This window comes from Deinococcus malanensis (genome assembly GCF_014647655.1).
In the GTDB taxonomy this organism is placed as follows: domain Bacteria; phylum Deinococcota; class Deinococci; order Deinococcales; family Deinococcaceae; genus Deinococcus; species Deinococcus malanensis.
This window is the reverse complement of sequence record NZ_BMPP01000025.1, coordinates 1-18,867: the sequence shown is the minus strand read 5'-3', so window position 1 is coordinate 18,867 and position 18,867 is coordinate 1. Positions and strand designations below refer to the sequence as shown.

The 18,867-nt window shown below is 62.5% G+C and carries 17 protein-coding genes and 1 rRNA gene; 2 read left to right on the top strand and 16 right to left on the bottom strand.

All coding sequences use genetic code 11. The features are described from left to right. Positions 1-471 precede the first annotated feature (471 nt). From IEY49_RS19165 to IEY49_RS19130, 8 genes are all read right to left on the bottom strand, one after another. Positions 472-906 (bottom strand): hypothetical protein, encoded by a 435-nt coding sequence (locus IEY49_RS19165; RefSeq protein WP_189011713.1) that lies wholly within the window; start codon positions 904-906, stop codon positions 472-474. Between the two features lie 4 nt (positions 907-910). Beyond that, complete coding sequence (locus IEY49_RS19160) at positions 911-1,507, bottom strand: YceI family protein (RefSeq protein WP_189011712.1); 597 nt, start codon at positions 1,505-1,507, stop codon at positions 911-913. 349 nt (positions 1,508-1,856) lie between these two features. Further along, positions 1,857-2,477, bottom strand: a complete 621-nt coding sequence (locus tag IEY49_RS19155) for a DoxX family protein (protein WP_189011710.1) — start codon at positions 2,475-2,477, stop codon at positions 1,857-1,859. Between the two features lie 282 nt (positions 2,478-2,759). Further along, positions 2,760-3,161 (bottom strand): metal-dependent transcriptional regulator, encoded by a 402-nt coding sequence (locus tag IEY49_RS19150; protein ID WP_189011708.1) that lies wholly within the window; start codon positions 3,159-3,161, stop codon positions 2,760-2,762. Then, on the bottom strand, positions 3,148-4,224 hold the full coding sequence (locus IEY49_RS19145) for a metal ABC transporter permease (RefSeq protein WP_189011706.1): 1,077 nt from the start codon (positions 4,222-4,224) through the stop codon (positions 3,148-3,150). Before IEY49_RS19145 ends, IEY49_RS19150 begins: the two co-directional genes overlap by 14 nt. After that, positions 4,214-5,176 carry a metal ABC transporter permease gene (locus IEY49_RS19140; RefSeq protein ID WP_189011704.1) on the bottom strand — a complete coding sequence of 321 codons (963 nt, stop codon included), beginning with the start codon at positions 5,174-5,176 and terminating at the stop codon, positions 4,214-4,216. Before IEY49_RS19140 ends, IEY49_RS19145 begins: the two co-directional genes overlap by 11 nt. Beyond that, the gene (locus IEY49_RS19135) at positions 5,173-5,943 is read right to left on the bottom strand and encodes a metal ABC transporter ATP-binding protein (protein WP_189011703.1); all 771 of its coding nucleotides are present in this window, start codon (positions 5,941-5,943) and stop codon (positions 5,173-5,175) included. Before IEY49_RS19135 ends, IEY49_RS19140 begins: the two co-directional genes overlap by 4 nt. Positions 5,944-5,955: 12 nt before the next feature. Beyond that, positions 5,956-6,924, bottom strand: coding sequence for a metal ABC transporter solute-binding protein, Zn/Mn family (locus IEY49_RS19130; protein ID WP_189011702.1), 969 nt, complete (start codon positions 6,922-6,924; stop codon positions 5,956-5,958). Between the two features lie 286 nt (positions 6,925-7,210). Here IEY49_RS19130 and IEY49_RS19125 point away from each other — a divergent pair, with 286 nt between their 5' ends. Further along, entirely contained in the window at positions 7,211-7,906 is a 696-nt protein-coding gene (locus IEY49_RS19125; protein WP_189011701.1) for a GntR family transcriptional regulator, read from the top strand. 508 nt (positions 7,907-8,414) lie between these two features. On the opposite strand, the gene IEY49_RS19120 is transcribed toward IEY49_RS19125, so the two are convergent. The 3 genes from IEY49_RS19120 to IEY49_RS19110 form a co-directional block, all read right to left on the bottom strand. Beyond that, positions 8,415-9,581: an RNA polymerase sigma factor gene (locus IEY49_RS19120; protein ID WP_229780924.1), complete on the bottom strand. Its 1,167-nt coding sequence runs from the start codon at positions 9,579-9,581 to the stop codon at positions 8,415-8,417. Positions 9,582-9,726: 145 nt separating this feature from the next. After that, entirely contained in the window at positions 9,727-10,176 is a 450-nt protein-coding gene (locus IEY49_RS19115) for a response regulator (protein ID WP_189011700.1), read from the bottom strand. Positions 10,177-10,292: 116 nt separating this feature from the next. After that, positions 10,293-12,581, bottom strand: a complete 2,289-nt coding sequence (locus tag IEY49_RS19110; RefSeq protein WP_189011699.1) for a 3'-5' exonuclease — start codon at positions 12,579-12,581, stop codon at positions 10,293-10,295. A 292-nt stretch (positions 12,582-12,873) separates the two neighbouring features. On the opposite strand from IEY49_RS19110, the gene IEY49_RS19105 reads away from it, so the two are divergent. Further along, positions 12,874-13,686 carry a GNAT family N-acetyltransferase gene (locus IEY49_RS19105; RefSeq protein WP_189011698.1) on the top strand — a complete coding sequence of 271 codons (813 nt, stop codon included), beginning with the start codon at positions 12,874-12,876 and terminating at the stop codon, positions 13,684-13,686. Positions 13,687-13,864: 178 nt separating this feature from the next. Here IEY49_RS19105 and IEY49_RS19100 read toward each other — a convergent pair whose 3' ends face one another. The 5 genes from IEY49_RS19100 to rrf form a co-directional block, all read right to left on the bottom strand. Next, positions 13,865-14,947 carry a M42 family metallopeptidase gene (locus IEY49_RS19100; protein ID WP_229780923.1) on the bottom strand — a complete coding sequence of 361 codons (1,083 nt, stop codon included), beginning with the start codon at positions 14,945-14,947 and terminating at the stop codon, positions 13,865-13,867. A gap of 200 nt (positions 14,948-15,147) precedes the next feature. Beyond that, complete coding sequence (locus tag IEY49_RS19095) at positions 15,148-15,882, bottom strand: 5'-3' exonuclease (RefSeq protein WP_189011696.1); 735 nt, start codon at positions 15,880-15,882, stop codon at positions 15,148-15,150. 228 nt (positions 15,883-16,110) lie between these two features. Beyond that, complete coding sequence (locus IEY49_RS19090) at positions 16,111-16,551, bottom strand: hypothetical protein (protein ID WP_189011694.1); 441 nt, start codon at positions 16,549-16,551, stop codon at positions 16,111-16,113. A gap of 1,082 nt (positions 16,552-17,633) precedes the next feature. Continuing rightward, positions 17,634-18,476, bottom strand: coding sequence for a DNA/RNA non-specific endonuclease (locus tag IEY49_RS19085; RefSeq protein WP_229780922.1), 843 nt, complete (start codon positions 18,474-18,476; stop codon positions 17,634-17,636). 291 nt (positions 18,477-18,767) lie between these two features. Next, positions 18,768-18,867, bottom strand: a 5S ribosomal RNA gene (gene rrf, locus IEY49_RS19080); the annotation flags it as partial.

The window sequence follows — 18,867 nt, the reverse complement described above, 5'->3', positions numbered from 1 at the left end:
CAGAGCCTTGGGGCACGAGCAGTTGCACAATGGGTAAAAGCCTCCGGCAACGGTTCAGACCTCCTGTCGATACCTTGCAGACTCGCCCTCTGCAACGGGGCGGTCTCGCCAGAGCTGCCGTGGTCCAGGCGATGGGTGGAGAACCGGTCTGTGTGTTGTGTGAAGTTACAAAGTTTTACAGCACCTGGCTTTGAGCTTCTGGGGCTGTGTGTCTGACAGCAGGAAAAACGTGAGTCAACCGCATTCACCGGAATGTGTTTCCCACCCTTTGACGGCCGGAGGCGCGGTATCCAGACAGGAGGCCTCCCGGTTACTTGCGTCCCTGGGTCACGCCTACTTGACCATCCGCTGCCACAGCCGCCGGTCCAATCAGCGGAATGGCCGGGCGGCCCGCAGTTCCCGGACTTCCCAGCCGCTCAAACGCGAATTGTGGAGGACATGATCACCAGTGGGAAGATCGGGCGCGCCGTATCAGGTGGCGGCCCCGGGTGTGGAGTGGGGTGTGGCACCCCGTCGTGTCACCAGCCAGATAAGGCCACCCAGGACGAACATTACCAGCGCCGCGAGCAGGACCAGGTTCCGTATGAACCACACGGATTTCGCCTGTAACGGATAGATGCCATGGTCTTTCAGGTAGGTCTCGCTGACCAGCCGCGCACCCCCTTCTGTGGTGCCAGGCAGGAACGCTGCCGCATCACGCATGATCAGCAGTTGCGGAGAACCGATCAGGGTTCCCTCTTCTGCATCACCAAAAAGTGAGGCACTTGCCGAATCTGCAGGCTCGACCCGTTGCACCAGCTGTGCTCCCTGAGTCAGGAAAGCGGCAGTGACGGAACTGCCAACCGCCGTGACGAGGGCCAGGACCATCAGAATCAGCGCCAGTCTGAGCTTCAGGGAACGGGACATGACGTCACTTGTTGCTGGCGATGAACTTCACTGTCAGGGCAGCGTTGTCGTTGACACGTCCACCATTCGCGGAGGTGTTTTTCACGCCAAAGTCGCTGAGTTTGATGCTGAATTTTGTGATCACACCCAGCACGTCACCCTTGGCCCCCAGCGCACGGGTGGTCCCGTTGGCAGGCGTATGGCGAACCGTCGCCTTCGCATTGATGGCTTTGGTCACGCCGTTCAGGGTCAGGTTGCCGCCGACCTGATACAGGTTTCCGGCAAGATGCTTGACTGCTGTGACCACAAATTTCACCTCGGGGTTTTCGTTGAAATTGAGCCAGTCCGGCCCACGCATATGCTCGTCGCGCTTGGCGATCCCGGTCACGATTGAAGCACCATTAATCGCGATGGAACCACTGCCGGTATTGGTCTGGGAATCAAACATCACGGTGCCGTTCAGGCTGCTGGTTCGCCCGGTGAAGTTCTCTGCGACAGTTTTAAGCTCGACGATAACGGCGTTGGGTGCTTTGTTACCGGTCAGGACAGTGTAGGACTCCGGAGCAGCAAGTGCAGCAGACAGAGGAGTAAGAAGCAGCAACGAGAGGATAAATGTTTTCACGCAGATCACCTGTGGCTTGAAAGACGAAGAGGCGGTGGACGGGGAGCACAGACAACCAACGGCTGGGACACCCTGGTATTTGGTGTGCCTAATATTTATTTTAGGCTTTATGTATCTTGGCTGTAAGTCCACCAAAGTTGCAAGCTTAGAAGCTCTTAATGGTGAGGGAGACCCGGGATAACGCGTCACAACGGACGACTATCGACGTGCGCGACTCAAAGGGCCTGGAATGCAGATACGAACCTGCACTCCGCCTGGTCTTCGTGCACCGCTGGGTCACCCTGGCACTGCCAGCATGGCCATGGGTTCAGGAAGCGGCAGGCCCAGACCCGGGTGCAGATGGTCAGCCTCAGGGTTCTCGCTGGAAGCGCCGGCGGAACCGCTGGTGCAGGGCCTGGGTTCTCTCCGCTGTGCTGGCGGCTTTGGGATCCATGATCAGTTTTCCACCACGGACTGTGGCCCCCACCACCAGTCCGGCAGAAACCAGCACCAGATTCTTGATGATGTACTGTCCCTCAAGATTCGGGACCCACGGCAAGACCGTAAAGGTCTCCTCGGGAAAGAACACCAGGGGCAGAAACGTGCTGGCCATCTGCGCAAAGAGCAGCACCAGGGTCAGGCGCAGGAAGCGCCCGGACAGCAGCCCCAGCCCGATGGCACACTCCCAGGTCGCCAGCACCGGCAGGCTGACCCCCGGGGGCACGGCACCGAAGGTCAGCACTGAGATGGTCCGGGTGGCCAGGCCTTCGGCTGAACTCAGGCCGGGAAAGAACTTCTGGACCCCGAACCAGAAAAAAATCATGCCAAGGGACAGGCGCAGCAGCGTAATCCCGTGGCATGCCCACCAGCCGATCAGCCGGGCGTCCAGCACATTGAGCCGGGCGGCAAGCCCAGCCCGTGTCTGAGAAGTCAGAAGTGGCCTGGGGCCGGTGGTCTGCGCAGTGCGGTCTGTGGGTTCGATGCTGCTCATTCATGCCTCCAGCAGGGCTACGGTTGATCGTGTTCCTGTACTGATCGGGTATATGCAGCAGGGACCTCTTCAGATGACTGGCCAAGCTCTCATAAGGCTCAGTGGTGCCCCGCAGTTGCACTCAGACTCGCTGATCCCTCTGTTGGTCCTGGCGCCCCGTGTCAACTGCCTGATGGTCAAAGGGGATGCAGCTAACGGTTGCATGGTCAGGAATTCCAGGCACAGCGGGTGGGGCCAAGCCTCAGAAAAAACCACGAGGCTCACAAGACCTGGCTGCCACTCTCAGGTCATCCGACTGTTGACCCAGGTTTCCAGGCGCCTCATGAACTCAGGGCTGACATGGTGCTCCAGATGTTCGGCTTCTGCCTGTGCAAGTTCTGGCGGGTACTCCAGGGTCTGTTGCAGGAAGGTCAGGAGGTGGCTATGGGTGCTGACCAGTGTGGTCGCAATGCGGCAGCCCTCCTCGGTCAGCCGCGCGCCGCGGTAGGGGGAATACACGACCCACCCGGCCTGGGCGAGCCTTTCAAGCATCCCGGTCACGGACGCGTCCTTGACATTCAGGTCCTGCGCCAGGCGTCCAGTCGCGACACCACGTGTCTCCGTCTTTGTCTGGAGGTGCAGAAGCCGTTTAAGGTATTCCCCCTGGGCCGGCGTGACACACGACGACCGTTCAGTCCGCGGCATGGCCTAGGCCCTGCGGACTCTGGGGGACTTTCACGCCATCCTGCGTCAACCAACCCTGGCGACGAGCGTACCGGTGGGCACGCTTCGTCTGGCGGGCCGTCCACTCGAAACGGTGCATGACCTCCGGCTCGGACCCGGCGTGACCGTGCCCTGCCAGGAAGGCAACCAGTTGCCGCGCAGCCACCGAGTCGCGCTGCCGTCTGCGGCGCGCCAGCGTGGCGAGCACCCCGTCCAGAGGCGAGAGCAGCAGGCACAGGAAAAACACCATTCCCAGCAGGCTGGCGATCATCCCCGCGATGCTGGCGTCGACTGCCATGGCCACGAAGTAGCCCGCGACGCTGCACACCACCCCGATACACAGGCTCAGCAACAACATCACCGACAGCTTGCGGGTCAGCAGGTAGGCGCTGGCCGGAGGAACGATCACAAAGGCGACAATCAGCACGGCGCCGACCGCCTCGAAGGCCCCCACCGTCGTAAAGGACAGCAGGGTCATCAGGGCGTAGTGCAGGACCCCAGGTGCGAAGCCAAGGGACGCGGCCAGGCCTGCATCGAAGGTGGACAGCCGCAGTTCCTTGAAAAACATACTCACAAATACGGCATTGAGCAGCGTCAGCGTGCCCATCAGGACAAGTGATTCCGGAAGCTGCCGGCCAAACACGCTGATCAGATTGAAAGGGGCGTAAGCGATTTCGCCGTATAGAACAGCGTCCAGGTCAAGGTGGGCGTTGCGGAAGTACACCGAGATCAGAATCACGCCGATAGAGAACAACAGCGGAAACACCACTCCGATGGCTGCGTCGTTCTTTACCCGGCCGCTGCGCACCAGCACCTCGACCGCCACCACGGTCAGCAGGCCCATGGCTGCTGCACCGATCAGGGCGGGGAGGGTAGCGGTTTCTCCACCCGAGAGCCAGAATGCGGCCACGATCCCGGGAAGAACCGAATGACTGATCGCGTCGCTGATCATGCTCAGGCGGCGCAGGACCAGAAAGACGCCAAGCAGGCTGCCGGCCACTGCGACCAGGCAGGCGGTAAGGACAATGACCAGATCAGCGCTCATGGGACACCCCCTGATCGTGCAGAGGCCCGATCGGTGGAACGTTGAGGCGTGATCCTTCCCTCAAGTTTCTGTCCCGCCGTGCCGAGCTGATCCGGGCCCACAGCAACCCCCGCAGCGGAGCAAAAAGAAGCGAAAGAATCATGATGCTGCTGATGGCCACAATGACCAGCGGGCCGGTCGGCAGATTGGTCACGGCCGCGGACACCAGTGCGCCCGCGACGCCGCTGACCGCGCCGAAGCCAGCGCTGAGCAGCAGCATCTTTCCAAGGTGATCGGTCCATTGCCGGGCGGCGACCGCCGGAGCTACCAGCATGGCAGCCATCAGGACCACACCGACGCTTTGCAGCCCAATCATGACCGCGACCACTGCCAGCGAGGTCATCAACGTCCCGAGCAGCGGTGCGGGTACGCCAAGCGTCGCGGCGTACGAGGGGTCAAACGACACGAGCTTGAACTCCTTGAACAGCACCGTGACCGTGCCAAGGGCCAGTGCGGCGAGGACTGCCATCAGCCTTACGTCCGCAGCGACGATGGTGGCTGCCTGACCGAACAGGAACTTGTCGAGCCCGGACTGGCTGGCATTGCTGCCGTTCTGAATAAAGGTCAGCAGGGCAATTCCAAATCCGAAGAAACTGGCCAGCATGGTCCCAAGGGCCGCGTCCTCACTCAGGCGGGTGAACCGCAGAACACTGATCATGGCCAGCGCCGCGAGCCAGGCGGTCAGACCTCCGCCCAACAGCAGCCACAGGGGTGCCTTGCCGCCGCTGAGGAGAAAGGCCAGCCCAATGCCGGGGAGCGCAGCGTGTGACAGGGCGTCACCCAGCAGGCTCTGACGGCGCAGAACGGCAAACGCTCCGACGATGCCTCCGGTGATGCCCAGCAGCGCACTGCCCAAGGCGACGTTGCGCAGCGTGTAGTCCGTGAATATGCTCAGCAGGAATTCCAGGTTCATACCGGCAGGGCCTCGCGCAGAAACGCAACCTTCCCGCCGTACGTCTTGCGCAGCAGTTCGGGGCTGAACGTCGTCTCGATGGGTCCGCTGGCCACCACGCTGACATTCAGCAGGGTCACATGGTCGAAGTACTCCCGGACAGTGTCCAGATCATGGTGAACCACCACGACCGTCTTGCCCTGTTCCTGCAGATCACGCATCACGTCCAGGATGGCGCGCTCGGTGGTCGCGTCCACGCCGGCAAACGGTTCGTCCATGAAATACACGTCCGCGTCCTGTGCCAGGGCACGGGCCAGAAACACCCGCTGCTGCTGGCCCCCCGACAGCTGGGAGATCTGGCGCCCGGCGAACTCGGTCATGCGGACGCGTTCCAGGGCCTGCATGGCCAGGTCACGCTCGCGCTTCCCTGGCCTGCGAATCCAGCCAAGCGTCCCGTACAGGCCCATGGTGACCACATCCAGAGCGTCTGTAGGAAAGTCCCAGTCGACACTGGTGCGCTGGGGCACGTAGCCGATCCGGCGGCGTGCTTGGGCCAGCGGCGCACCAAAAAACCGGATACTTCCGGACGCTTTGGGCAGGAGGCCCAGCACGGCCTTGAGGAAGGTGCTTTTCCCGGCGCCGTTGGGACCCACGACCGCACAGAGCTGCCCTGCCGGGAACTCGAGGTTGATGTCCCACAACACGGGAGCCTCCCGGTACGCGACCGTGAGATCACGCACAGAAAGCGGAACAGCTGCCAGAGAAGGTGCCTTGGCGGATGCAGTCATGCCTTTCCTCCCTTACTTGCCGCGCAGGGCTTCGCTGATGGTCCGGGCATTGTGTTCCACCATGCCGATATAGGTGCCTTCCCGGGTACCGGGACTCCCGGCCGCATCCGAGAAGAGTTCGCCGCCAATCTTCAGGTCCGACCCCCGGGCCCGGGTGGCCTGCACCACGGCCTCTACAGTGCGTTTGGGCACACTGCTTTCAATAAAGACGGCTGGAATCTTGCGCTCCACGATGAAGGTGGCAAGGTCCTGGATGTCCTTGGTTCCGGCTTCGGCGACCGTCGAGATGCCCTGAATGCCGCGCACTTCAACGCCGTACTTCCGGCCGAAGTAGCTGAACGCGTCGTGGGCTGTAATCAGCACGCGCTGGCGTCTGGGCACGCCTTTCATCATCTTGTCGACACGCTGATGCAGGGCGTCAAGTTTCTTCTGATAGGCAGCAGCGTTGTTCGCGTAGATGGCCCTGCCGGCCGGGTCTACCCGGGTCAGGGCGTCACGGACGATCAACACGGTGTGCTTCCACAGGGGCACGTCGAACCACACGTGCGGGTCCTGCAGGCCAGCAATGCCGATAAAGCCACCTGGAGGCGTGATGAGCTGCCTCCTGGGGATGGCGTCTGTTACGGCGATGGCTTTGGGACTGCGCTCAAGCAGGTCAACCATTTTACCCTCCAGGTGCAGGCCGTTGTAAAAGATCAGATGGGCGTCCTGGATGGAACGGACGTCACGGGCGCTGGCCTTGTACAGGTGAGGGTCGACGCCTGGACCCATCAGCCCGGTCACCTGCACGCGGTTGCCACCGACGTTCTGCACCAGATCGCTGATCATATTGATGGTGGTGGTGACCTTGATCTTGCCACCATTCAGTTGGACCGGCTTCAGGTCGGCAACTTTCGTGACCCGCTCATCAGCGCCAGCGCTGGGCGAAACGAGAGCCATCAGGCCCGCAATCAGCAAAAGCTTAGGGATGTGCTTTTTCATAAGTTAGGCAACCCTAACTTATTTGTTGAGCAATGTATAGAACCCGTAGCGGTTGTGGGCGGCAGAATGGGGAGAACTTAAGAACAGCTGAACATCGTCCCGATGTCGGGTGCACTGCGTGAAGACAACAGGGGGCGCACCGGGGCAATGTCTGGTATTGGTCAGCCACCGTGCTGAGCGCCGCCATAGTCGCTCGCTGGGCCCGCTGCAGAGCTGTCCCCCGACCCCCTAAGCCGTGGATGCTGAGGGTAACTGAAATTCCGGATCACCTGTAGCATGCTGAGATATGTCGAAGTACCCAGCCATCAAAGCCTCGTTGAAAGAACGCCTGCTGGGAAGTGAGTACCTTGATGGCCACGCCCTGCCCAGCGAGCCTCAGCTTGCCCGTGAGTTCGACGTGTCGCGAATGACGGTCCGGCGCGCCATCGACGAACTGGAGCGCGAAGGGTATGTCTACCGGGTCCAGGGGGCCGGTACTTTTTCCACCGGGAAGCGGTTTCAGCAGGGCGGCTTTCTGGTTTCGCCGTTCGCGGACTGGTCAGCGCACCCCAGCAAGCGCACGCAGGTGGTCGGTGCCGGCCTCTTTCCCGCAACCCCCGAGATTGCCGGGGTGCTGAATCTAGCGGTGGGTGACGACTTTGCGTTCGTGCACCGACTGCGCTGGGACGGCGAGATTCCCATCGTGATCGAGAAGCGCTACATCGATGCCCAGGCCCTGCCAGATCTGCTTTCCTACGACCTGACCCGGGTCAGCGTCCACGACCTGCTGGCCCAGCGCGCCGAAGTGCCGCTGACCCGTGTGGAGCAGTACCTGGAGGCCGTGAACCTGCGCCCTGAAGAGGCAGGGCTGCTGCAGGTTCGGCCGGGGACAGCTGCACTGCTGATGCGCCGCACGACCTTCAGTGGCGACAGACGGGTCAGCTACGTGATGTACTGGGTCAGAAGCGACCGTTTCAAATTCGAGTCCACCTTTGAGCCTTAAAGATGCACATGGAGCCGGATCTCATATCTGACACGTCTCTTCTAAGCGTCGTCCCTCTCTGACAGAGATGCCGCGCGAAGGATGCCGGTGCCCCGCGAGGGCTGAAATCCCCGGCAGCAGTGTGGAGCCTGCGCAGCGGTCCAGGGGAAGGTTCCTGCCTGCCCCCGGGAGAGAGGGTCGCTCGGACACAGCGCCAGAAGCGTAAGTGATACGTAAGTGGCGGGCTCGTCCACTTGCGGCACACCGATCTGCATGGTGGCAACCTTGACGGTTGCCGAGATGGGGATCACAACAGACGGAAAGCTGCTTTCAGGCCTGCTTCTGCCAGGAGCCCTGACCCGGGCACGTTCCCCCATGGGCCGAAGTTTCCGCAACGCTGAACTCAGAGGGGTAACCTTCAACCGTCGCCTGCTGTGGGGCGAGTGGAGCGAGTGGCCGCGACAGGCAGAGGTTGCAGTGGCGTTGCTGAGAGCGGGCCCACTCCCAGCAACACAACGGACTACCCCTATCAGTCTTCCAGGAAGTCGCGCAGGCTGCCGCGCCTGCTCTGCTCGTATTTGATTTTTCGCAGCGCCTTGTTCTCGATCTGGCGAATCCGCTCACGCGTCACCCCGAAGTGCTTACCGACTTCTTCCAGCGTATGCTCCCGGCCGTCTTCCAGCCCGTTACGGAGCCGGATCACCAGCGCTTCCCGGGGCTCCAGTGTGGCCAGGGTCCGGTCGAGCGCTTCGCTCATCAGCACGCTGCTCACGCGGCTCAGGGGCGACTCGTGGCGGTCGTCCGGCAGGAAATCGGCGATCGACGAATCCCCCTCGTCCCCCACTGGCGTCGCCAGGCTGATGGTGTCACGCGTCAGGCGCATGGTCTCCTCGACCTTCGCTTCATCCCAGCCCGGACCCATCGCCTCCGCGGTTTCTGCGTGGCTGGGCTCCCGGCTGAGTTCCATCTGCAACTGCCGCGTCGTGCGGTTCAGCTTGTTGATGGTTTCGACCATGTGCACCGGAATGCGGATGTTACGGGCCTGGTCCGCTATGGCCCGGTTGACCGCCTGACGGATCCACCAGGTGGCGTAGGTAGAGAACTTGAAGCCTCTGCGATACTCGAACTTCTCGGCGCCGCGGATGAGGCCCTGGTTGCCTTCCTGAATCAGATCCAGCAGGCCCATGCCCCGGTTGGCATATTTCTTCGCGATGCTGACCACCAGACGGAGGTTCGCCTCGATCAGCTGCTGCTTGGCGTGGTCGCCGTCTTCCACGGTCCGCTGCAGGCGGCGACGCTCACGTTCTTCGAGGTCAGAAACCGTTTCGAGCTGGGTGCGCGCTTCCTGGCCAGCTTCCATGCGGCGTGCCAGGTCAATCTCCTCAGTCACGGTCAGCAGGGGCACCCGGCCGATTTCATGCAGGTACTGGCGTACCGGGTCGTTGCTGACGATGACCGGGTGATCGGCCAGCTCAGTCCAGGTTTCCTCGGCATCGGAAGGGGCGTCGGTGGTCGTGAGCTCCTCGTCGGTCGCCTCCTCCTGCGATTCTTCAAGGTCCTCGGCCAGGTCAAGCGCGTCCTCAAAAGGATCGTCGTGCACCTCGGGAGGCATGACGGCGACACCACCGGCCTCATTTTCTCCGGGGGCGTGGTCGAGAGTGCTGGCTGAGGGGCGGGAACGGGCGGGACGCGTCATACGTCCCCCATATGCTGCGAAGGGACACCGATCATTGCTCCCACCCTACCCCGTGGCGCGCAGGGGTACTGGGGGGTGGTTCTCAAAGGAGTGTCGGCTCGGCAGGTCTGTCGGCGCAACAGCACCGGAATGCGGCGCAATATCTTTATCCAAACGGACCAGAGCGGGCCGCCCGGACGGGTTTGCCGATCACGCGACACTGGGTCCAGAATCCAACCAGGGCCTCCATCTGCTTCAGGAAGACGGGAAAGGTGTCCGCCTTGGTCACGAACGCACTGGCCCGCAGGCTGTATGCGCGCTCCACGTCCGCCGCCGCCCGGGAGGCCGACAGCATCACTACCGGCAGTGAGGCCAGCTCAGGGTCTGCCTTGATCGCAGCAAGGACATCAAACCCATTCAGGCCCGGCATATTGATGTCCAGCACCACCAGATCCGACCGGGGAGCATCCGCCTCGCGCAGGCTGGCCAGTGCCAGCTCACCGGACCCGAAGGTGGTGAGGCTGATGATGTCGCTGTAGCCCCCGAGGGCTTCGCGCGCCAGGAACTCGTCTGCCGGGTTGTCGTCCACGAGCAGGAGATGAAGTCGGGGAGGCATGACGGCTTTATTATGGTGAGTTTTCCCACGCCATGTGAGCACCACGCCCAGCTTGAAGTCTTTGGTGGAGGTCAAGCCCCTTGACGACCTCCCCATCGCGGGCGCCGACCGCCTGCTCAGGCCGGGGGCGTGCCCATGGGAGCGACGTCTGTACGGTGGTCTGGCGCCGATACCGACCTCCAGGTGGTGCGGATGCTGCTGAGCGGCAGATCAAACAATCCCGGCTGGTGACCCTGCGCGAACACCTGTGTGAAATCCTCGGGCCGGAACGCCTTTCGCAGGCGGGACGCATAGCCGGTCAGCAGCTGCGCCGCGTAGTGTCTGACGTCGTAGTCGCACCCCTGCGGGTCCTCCAGCAGCCGGACCCCCTGGGCTGCCCGGTGATACACGTAGATCCGCTCTCCGACCTGCCACGCGTAGCCCGAGGCGAGCAGGGCCTCGTAGACGCTGTCCTTGCGGGCCTGACGGCTCAGTCTGTAGGACTCCAGGCTCCTGGTCATGCGAACGCGCCGGGCAACATCCTTGTTCACCAACTGCCGGGATTCCAGAGCGGTGAGGGTGTCCTGATAGGCGCGGTTTACACCTGGCACATCCCCTTCCAGCAGACAGGTCAGGGCACGCTGGAGAAAATCCCGTCCGTAGGTCTCACTCCGGCTGGACGCGAAAGCGGCGCCGCTCACGTCCACCGTACCGTCATAGCGCAAAAGTGCGTAATTCTTGATCTCGTGACTGAGCATGGCCTGCGCCCGGCCGTCGAATTCCAGTGTGACGCCAGTCGGAAGCATGGCACCCACCTCGCTGATCAGCGCACGTTCCTGCTCTTCTGTCCATGCTGCTGGCGTGGCGAAGTACACTCCGTCGGTATCCGCCTCGATCAGGGTGACACCGCGCTGTTCCAGCCCCCGCAGCACCATCGCCAGGACTTCTCTTCCTCTCCTGGTGACCCGGTCCGCTGCCGCCCGGTCCGCAAACAACGAGAGCCGTCCCGCACCCAGGTAGCCATATCCGGCGTTCACGATCAGTTTCATGGCGCTCTGCATGGCGTCGTGTTCCCCTGCCTCCCCACGCCGCGCCGCGGCCTTGTGCTCCAGCCGCAGCGCGGTCAGCCGGTCTAACAGATGCAGAAACACCCCGAGGCGGTCGCGCTCCGGGCCAATCCGCTCAGTACGGATCAGGCTGGGGTACATACTCGCCACGTCCGCCTTGACCACATTTCCGATAATCCCCTCGACGAACAGGTGGACTGCTCCTCCGCGGTGCGGCTCTTCCGCCAAGCTTTCCCTGGCGGGCAGGGCCGCCCGCTGCTTCAGGTAGGTGCGGATCAGCATGGGTTCAAGCACGCCGGTGGCAGGCCCGGCCGTGGGCAGTCGGTGGAAGGGGCGCGGCGCCATGCGGGCCAGCGCAAACGAGGACGCCAGCACCCTGCGCGACAGGGCCTCGACTTCCTCGACGTCCTGGTGGGCGTAGAGGCGCACGGTCTTCGGGTTATCCCGGTACGTGTCGACGATGGCTGCCCCTTCGAGATACACCCGCCCCTCGGGAGCGAGGCCGAAATGCTGCGACACGGCTTTGAGGCCAGCCGAGGGCAACCCCAGCCGGCGAACCGCGTCAAGGGTGTCCATAATCTCGCGCCCCGAACACACCCACTGCTGCCGCGAGCCGTCCGACACCTGCCAGATTTCCGGCGTTCCTCCGGCGCGCCCGAAGTTCAGTGATATGCCGTGCAACTGCGCGCGGTGGTGCAGGAACGGTAGGTCGAAGCGGTGGATGTTGTGGTTCTCGATCACGTCCGGGTTGCGTTCCTGCACAAGTTGCACCAGGGCGCGGATCATGTCGGCTTCCTGCGCCGGGCGGCGCGCTTCGAGCAGGGTCCGCAGGCCTGCGGTGTCGCGCACCGCGACCATGAAGATGCGTCCGGAGTCCGGAGTCAGACTGGTGGTTTCCAGGTCAAACTGCAGGCGATGCAGGTCGTCGTACTGCAGCCCCTTGAAGTAGGTCCGCCCGGTGGCCATGAGGTACTGCTCGGTGACCCCGGGCGCGATGTATCCGAGGTCCTGAATCCGGTTCGCGGGTGCCTTACGGCGGCGTGCGCCTTGCAGGATGGCCTGGTGCAACGCGCGGCCGTCTCGCGCGCTCAGCAGGTAGCGGTAACTGCCCGGCGGACCGTCAAGGCATTCCACATACAGAGGGGCAGTGGGGTCATCAGTAGAAAGCCCTGAGCCCAGGTGGTGCACGTCGTCAAGGTGCCTGGCATAGACCCAGGGCCGAAAAGTGTTGCGCTCCTGGAGCACGCCATCTGGGGTGCGGCGCCACACCAGCACCTGACCGCTCAGGTGCGCGTGGACCGACACAATGCCCGGTGTGGGGTCGTGTCCGGAGAGGATCGGGTCGGGGATTTCACTCATGCGCTGGAAACCGGGGGCTGAACGCCGCGGCCGGTTGATCAGACTCTACCGGGACGAAGTGCCCCCGGGCTGAGGTCGTACCCGCCAGGAGGCCAGACTGCTGTGTGAACGGGGCGCGGTCATGCTGAACGGGGCTCATCGTGCACAATGCCGTACACAGGTGGCGACGTTGTGCGAAATCCCGATTCGAGGACTGCCGGGAACGAGGTATGGGCACCAGGACCGGAAAGAACGCAGTTACTACGCCGTAAGGCTCATAGGCGAGCGGCGCAGCCGGCCCGTACAGTCAGGGATGCACCTGCGTTCACTTGGGTACCGCACCGACCTGATTTTCGCGCGCTTCCAGGGCGTCGTTGATGACCTCGGAGACGTCATACGCGTCACGAACCCCGACAACCCCACACATTACTTCGGTAACTTTCTGATATTCGAGCGCCCCCCGCAGCCCTCCGACCTCCCTGCCTGGGAATCGCGCTTCGCGGAACTGGTCGGTACGCCGCCGACCGTGCGGCACACGTTGTTCGGCTGGGATGTCCCCGCGCGCGGAGAGGCCGACATCCAGTCCTTCGTCGATGCCGGGTACACGCTCGAAGAAAACGTCATCATGTCGGCCAGTGCCCTTCACGCTCCCGCACGGCCGAACACCAGCGCGGAACTGCGCGTCATTGAGGACACGGATGAGGCCTGGGGCGCCGTGGTCGATCATCAGGTCGCGTGCCGTGAGGACCGCTTCAACGAGTCAGAGGCCTCGTACCGGACCTTCAAGGAAGGGCAGTTCCGCCGCTACCGGGCCATGACCAAGGCGGGGCTCGGTTTCTGGTACGGTGCCTTCGTTGAAGGCGTGCTCGCTGCCGATCTCGGGGTGTACACCGACGGCGCCCTAGCGCGGTTCCAGTCGGTGGGCACGCATCCGGCTTACCGCCGCCAGGGCCTGTGTGGCACCCTGACCCACTTTGCCGGAACCCACGCACAGCAGACCTTCGGGGCAGGTGAATTGGTGATCGTTGCAGATGACCACTACTTCGCCAAGGACATCTATGCCGGCGTTGGCTTCCGCACCAGGGAGCGCCAGCAGCTGCTTCTGCGGCACCCTCAGGACGCCTGAACGGGGCCCGCAGGCACGATCACATGGCGGTCGGCAGCCCATGGGCCGGCCCCCTTCCTCTCGCGCAGCCTTTCGTTCAGACCGTGAATCGGGGCGCGGCCGATATGCTGTCTGTACCGGGAACCACACCTCGCGTAGCGGTGCCTCACTTCTGAGGCGCTGCCACTACAGGGGCAGCTCAGTCGCCCGCCAGGAACGTGAAGTCCGGGAGGCTGTCCATCCCTTCAACAACGCCACGCAGGATCTCCAGAGCCCCAACCGCGTCCCGCAGGTCCGCAAGCTCCATTGGGGAGTGCGAATAGCGGCGCGGGATAGTCAGCGAGCCCGCTGCAATCCCGTGGTGAGCCCAGGCCATGGCGGCTGAATCATTCGACCCACCATTGAAGGTGCACAGTTGCAGGGAAGCCTGCTTTGTCCGGGCAGTGGCCAGCAGGTAATCCTTCACGAGGGGGTGAAGCAGGTTGGCGCGTCCGCCCGGTCCGGCCATCACCTGAAGTGCTGGACCTGCGCCAAGCCGGACATTCAGGTCACGGTGCTCGTGCATGTCCGGCGTATCCCCGGTCGGCATGGTGTCCAGGGCGAGGGCGAGGTCTGGCCGGTACCGTTCCGCCGCGAGTCTGGCCCCCTTGAGCCCCACCTCCTCCTGGGCTGTGAAGGCCAGGACCAGGGTGCCGGAGGGGGGGGCCTCCCCCATCGCCAGTTCAAGCAGCACCGCGCAGCCGAGGCGGTTGTCCACGGCCTTCCCGGCGACGAGGTGTCCCTGCCCACCGATCTCCAGAAGCGGACTGATAAACGCCACCGGGTCGCCGATGTCAACACCGAGGGCCCGGACTTCGGCGGCGCTCGAACAGCCCAGGTCAATGTAGAGCTCACTGGCTTTGCGCCCCTGGGTACGCTCCTGCTCGGTCTGGTAGTGTCCGGCCTTCACGCCGATCACGCCGTTGACCCCACGCACGCGCACGGCACGTGCAGGAAGCAGGTTGTCGATGACGCCACCAATCTTCTCGAACCGGACGAAGCCTCCGGGTTCGATGCTTTTAACCATCAGGCCGATCTCGTCTGTGTGCGCCGCAATCAGCACGGTCGGGCCGGGCTGGGGCCCACGCTTAACGGCAAAGGCGTTACCGGCGACGTCCACGGTAAACTCGTCCACCTGCCCGGCAAGAATGTCTCGCAGCGCGCGGAGCATCGGGCGTTCATCGCCAGAAATGGCGTCTATATCGCACAGTTCACGCAGGCGACGACGGAGTTGTTCGAGCATGCCCGCCATCATGACCAGAAGGTGGCAGCGGGTCAAGTCCCAGGGCAGCCCGGATGGCCAGCCGTCCAGGCGTTTCTGCACCGCAGGCGACATCCTTTGCTCGGGTACGGTTTTCCGTACTCACGAGCAGCACCAGATAGTGCGGGGCCGGGAGGCTGGGCAATGTTGGCAGACCTTGTGGCCGGTCAAGGCCTGCCCGGTCAGCGGCGGAGTGACACGCGTGTCACTGGGGCGTCGGTGCGGACGGTTGCCAGTTCGTGAAACAGGCGGATCTCGGACGGATCCGCGGCCTGCAATGCTTTCTGGTACCGGCGCTCGAACGAACTGACCCGGTCAAAGACTTCGTCCACGCTGCCGCACTGCGCCGCCATAACACTCGCGGCCTTCTCACCCAGGCCACGCACGCCAGGAATGTTGTCACTGCTGTCCCCGCACAGCGACTTGAATAGCGGAATACGTTCCGGGGACACACCAAAGCGGGCCTGCACGTCAGCCACCGTGATGACGGTCTTGGCCCGCGGCTCGTAGACCTGCACGGTCGCGGTCACGGCGGAAAACAGGTCGCGGTCACTGGTGACGATCACCACCCGCCCAGGAGCACGCCGGGCAAGGGTGCCCATCACATCGTCTGCCTCATGGTTGGGCGCCAGAGCCGGAATTGCCCCTGCGGCGCTCATCAGTTCATCTGCCTGCCTCAGCAGCTCGGTGAGATCCGCGGGCTTGGGGCTGCGCTGCTTCTTGTAGTTCTCGTACAGGCACTGTCTAAAATTTCGGCTGTCATCCAGCGCGGCGATGACATGTTCGGCCTGGAAGCGCAGCTGAAGAGTCCACACCAGGTCACGCAGCACTTGAGGGACGGCGGACGCGTCACCACCAGCCCTGCCGTAATACGCCCGGCAGATGGTGTTGCTGCTGTCGATGAGCAGGGCCGTCAAAAGGCGTCCATGACCCGTGCGTTCTGTCCGCTCATGCCTGTCCCACTGTAGCGAGAGCGACAGATCCGTACCGCTTGGGCGATGGGATTGCGCCTTCCAGCTTGGAACGCCCAGCGCCCTCCTGAATGAGCTGGCAGTGTGGGTAGCGGCGGATCACTGCGCCATCATGCAGCCTTAGCGTTCACGCTTCAAGATCTACAGGCATGGAGTTCGCTGATTACGCCCGCCTCAGACGGTGCACTGTGGAGCTTCAGCAAGCAGACGCTTGATCACGGCCTGGGAACTGGTGAAGAAATCCTCGTGTGGATGGACAATTTCCGTAACAGTGCGCCGACACCCGAATGCAGGAGCTTTGCGGGTCACTTCATTCAGGGTCACTTCGCGCTCGGCAAGGACCAGGTGGGCCGTCATTCGGATGGTCTGTGGGCCAAGGGGCTCCGCATGGACCAGAACATTCAGGTAAGTGCTGCACGTGGGAGCAGGCGCCACTCCGGCCTGATGAATCAATTTCCGGATCTCGCCCTCTAGCGCACGCAGGTTCAATGTGCGCCCAGTATCGTTGATGGTAGTGCCGTGGAGGCAGCTGCCCTGTGGCCACCCGGAAGCCGCTGGCTGGGCGGCCGAAAGACCAAGGCCGAGCAGGGCGGTGGCGGTCAGCAGAACGTTCATGCATTCAGGCTACCTGTCCCGGCGGCGGCACGCGACCCTCTTCCCCTCACAGGCTGGGGGGCCCCCGGTAGATAATCGGTGGGTTGACGAGAATGGGTCGACACAAACGAACGGGCTCACTTTACCTCTGCGGGGGAAATAACTGCTGGACGCGAGAAAATTTCGCCTACGTCGCTACGGCAGCCCTGTCTATGAAAACGTTTAAGCCAACCTATGAGTGATTGCTGAGGTCCTTGCTGGTATGGGGACGAATTCATTAGCGGGTTCCTCGCTCAACCGAAAAAGGCAAAACCGTCGCGAGGCGGCGACATAGAGCTACCAGGACCCAAGAGGTCGGCCCAGTTACTGGTGACAGGGGATTTACCGTGCGCACAGGTTCTTAAAACTTGCCGTCGCCTCCATTCTGAGTCTCTATTGCCTTTGTCCTGTTCAAGCGCGACCATGGTCGCTCCGCGTGAAGAACGTACCTCGGGGTATCCCAGTGCCCAGGCCACCCCATTGCTGCCCTGATTCCTGCCTCAGCGGACACCCAACTGGTTCCAGGAAGCTGGCGCAATGACTTTACTGCCGTGGACACCGCTCGCCGGTAGTTTTCGCAAGCGGAATGGACACTTTCTGGGCCAAAGAAGTCTGAGGGGCAGCTGGAATTCGGATAATGTCAGTGTGGCGGGTGGCAACCTCGTGATGAATCTTCACGTCAGCACCGACTTCGTGGCCGTAGGCGCCGGGCTCGGTACTGTTGCCAAATGCGGGACACTTACAAAGTGGAACTGCCAAAGCGGGACTGCGTATTGCCAGCAGCGCTAATCCAGCGGTGCAGGCAACTGGGCAAGTAGGAAAAACACACCCGGCACCCAGGACATGCTGGCAGATTGCGTCAGCTTCACGTAGGGCCACCGATTGACAGGCGAAACCAAGTCCGCGTCACCTCGTTGATACCAAACGTCTGACCCAGGAGCAAAGAAAATTGATGTTGTCAGGGAGCCGTACCCTAGCTCATATCAGGCTGTCTGCATGTGGTTCAGCGTGGGTTAGAGGTTTGATGCTGTGCCTTGATGATCTGGCACGTGCAGGCGGCCAATCTACCTGGAAAGTGGAATGCTTGCGGCGCACAAGCGGCCCTTGGCCTCACCCGAGGTGCCGGGGGCAAGATTCAGTCCAGTGGCCTTTCTCAGCTCGTCAAGGGTGACCTCAAAGCGGGCGTAGGCACTGCCGCTGAGCTCCTTCTGCGGAACTCCAGCACCGACGTTTGGCATGACCCAGGCCCGGTATCCACGGGAACTTACCCACAGCTTGTAAAACTGCCTCGGGATGACCACCCGTCCTTCCTCCTTGAGGGTGCCGCCTTCCCCGATGGTGCCGGTCACGACACTCAGCTGCCGCTGATTGAGGGCACATTCGCGCGTGGCGCTTTCCAGTCCAGCCCAGGCGTTGCGGTTGAATTGCGCCTGCTGCGGCGCGACATTGCTCAGAAGAAATGAGGAGGCCATAGCTTCCTCGGAGTGTTTGAAGTCCGCAGCGGGCGCGAGGTGTCCGCGATCATAACCGCTGCGCCGATAATCCTGCGGCCTGGCCTGAGCGGATTCAGGTAGACGTTCGTCCTCGCGGAACTCATCGTCGTCGCGGGTCGCCTCTCCACTGATCTTCCGAGCGCTCAGAACTTCCAGAACTGCACGCGGAATTCGGGCTTTAGCGTCATACAGGACGCTGATCTCGTCACACAGAGTGATGTACCGGGGATCAGCTGGAAGTATCGGACGCTTTTCGCAAGCAGCAGGCTGAGTAGAGGGCTTTTTCTCTGAAGGCTGCGACTGGGACGGTGGCTGGGACACGCCAGAATCGGTGGTGCTCTGGTCCTGTGGCGTATCACAACCTACGAACAATACGGTAAGCAGAGCAGCAGCAGATGAACAGAGATGGTTCACGAGGCCTCCTGTGGCGAGCGTGGCCAGAGGATAACGGGCCACAGGGAAGAGTCACCAGGGTGGGTTTTATTAGCGCGCTACACACCAACTACTTCAGGGGACCTACGAACTGCCTGACCTCAGCCGGGAACGCGCCATGGATATATGGCCAGACCAGGACATTCGAGCGGCGTGGCAGGCGCCTGTTTGTATCACTGGCGGACTGCTGAAGCAAAACAGGGTAATGAGCGAAAAAATAGGCCCATACATGGATGTATGAGCCTGAAAAATTCTGCTGTTATAAAAGGAAAACCCCCGCGCTGACCGACTTTTCCGGGACCCTGCGGTCCGAGTATCATTGGCGCGGCTGTGTTTCACGACCCAGTTCGGCATGGGGTGGGGTGGTTCCACA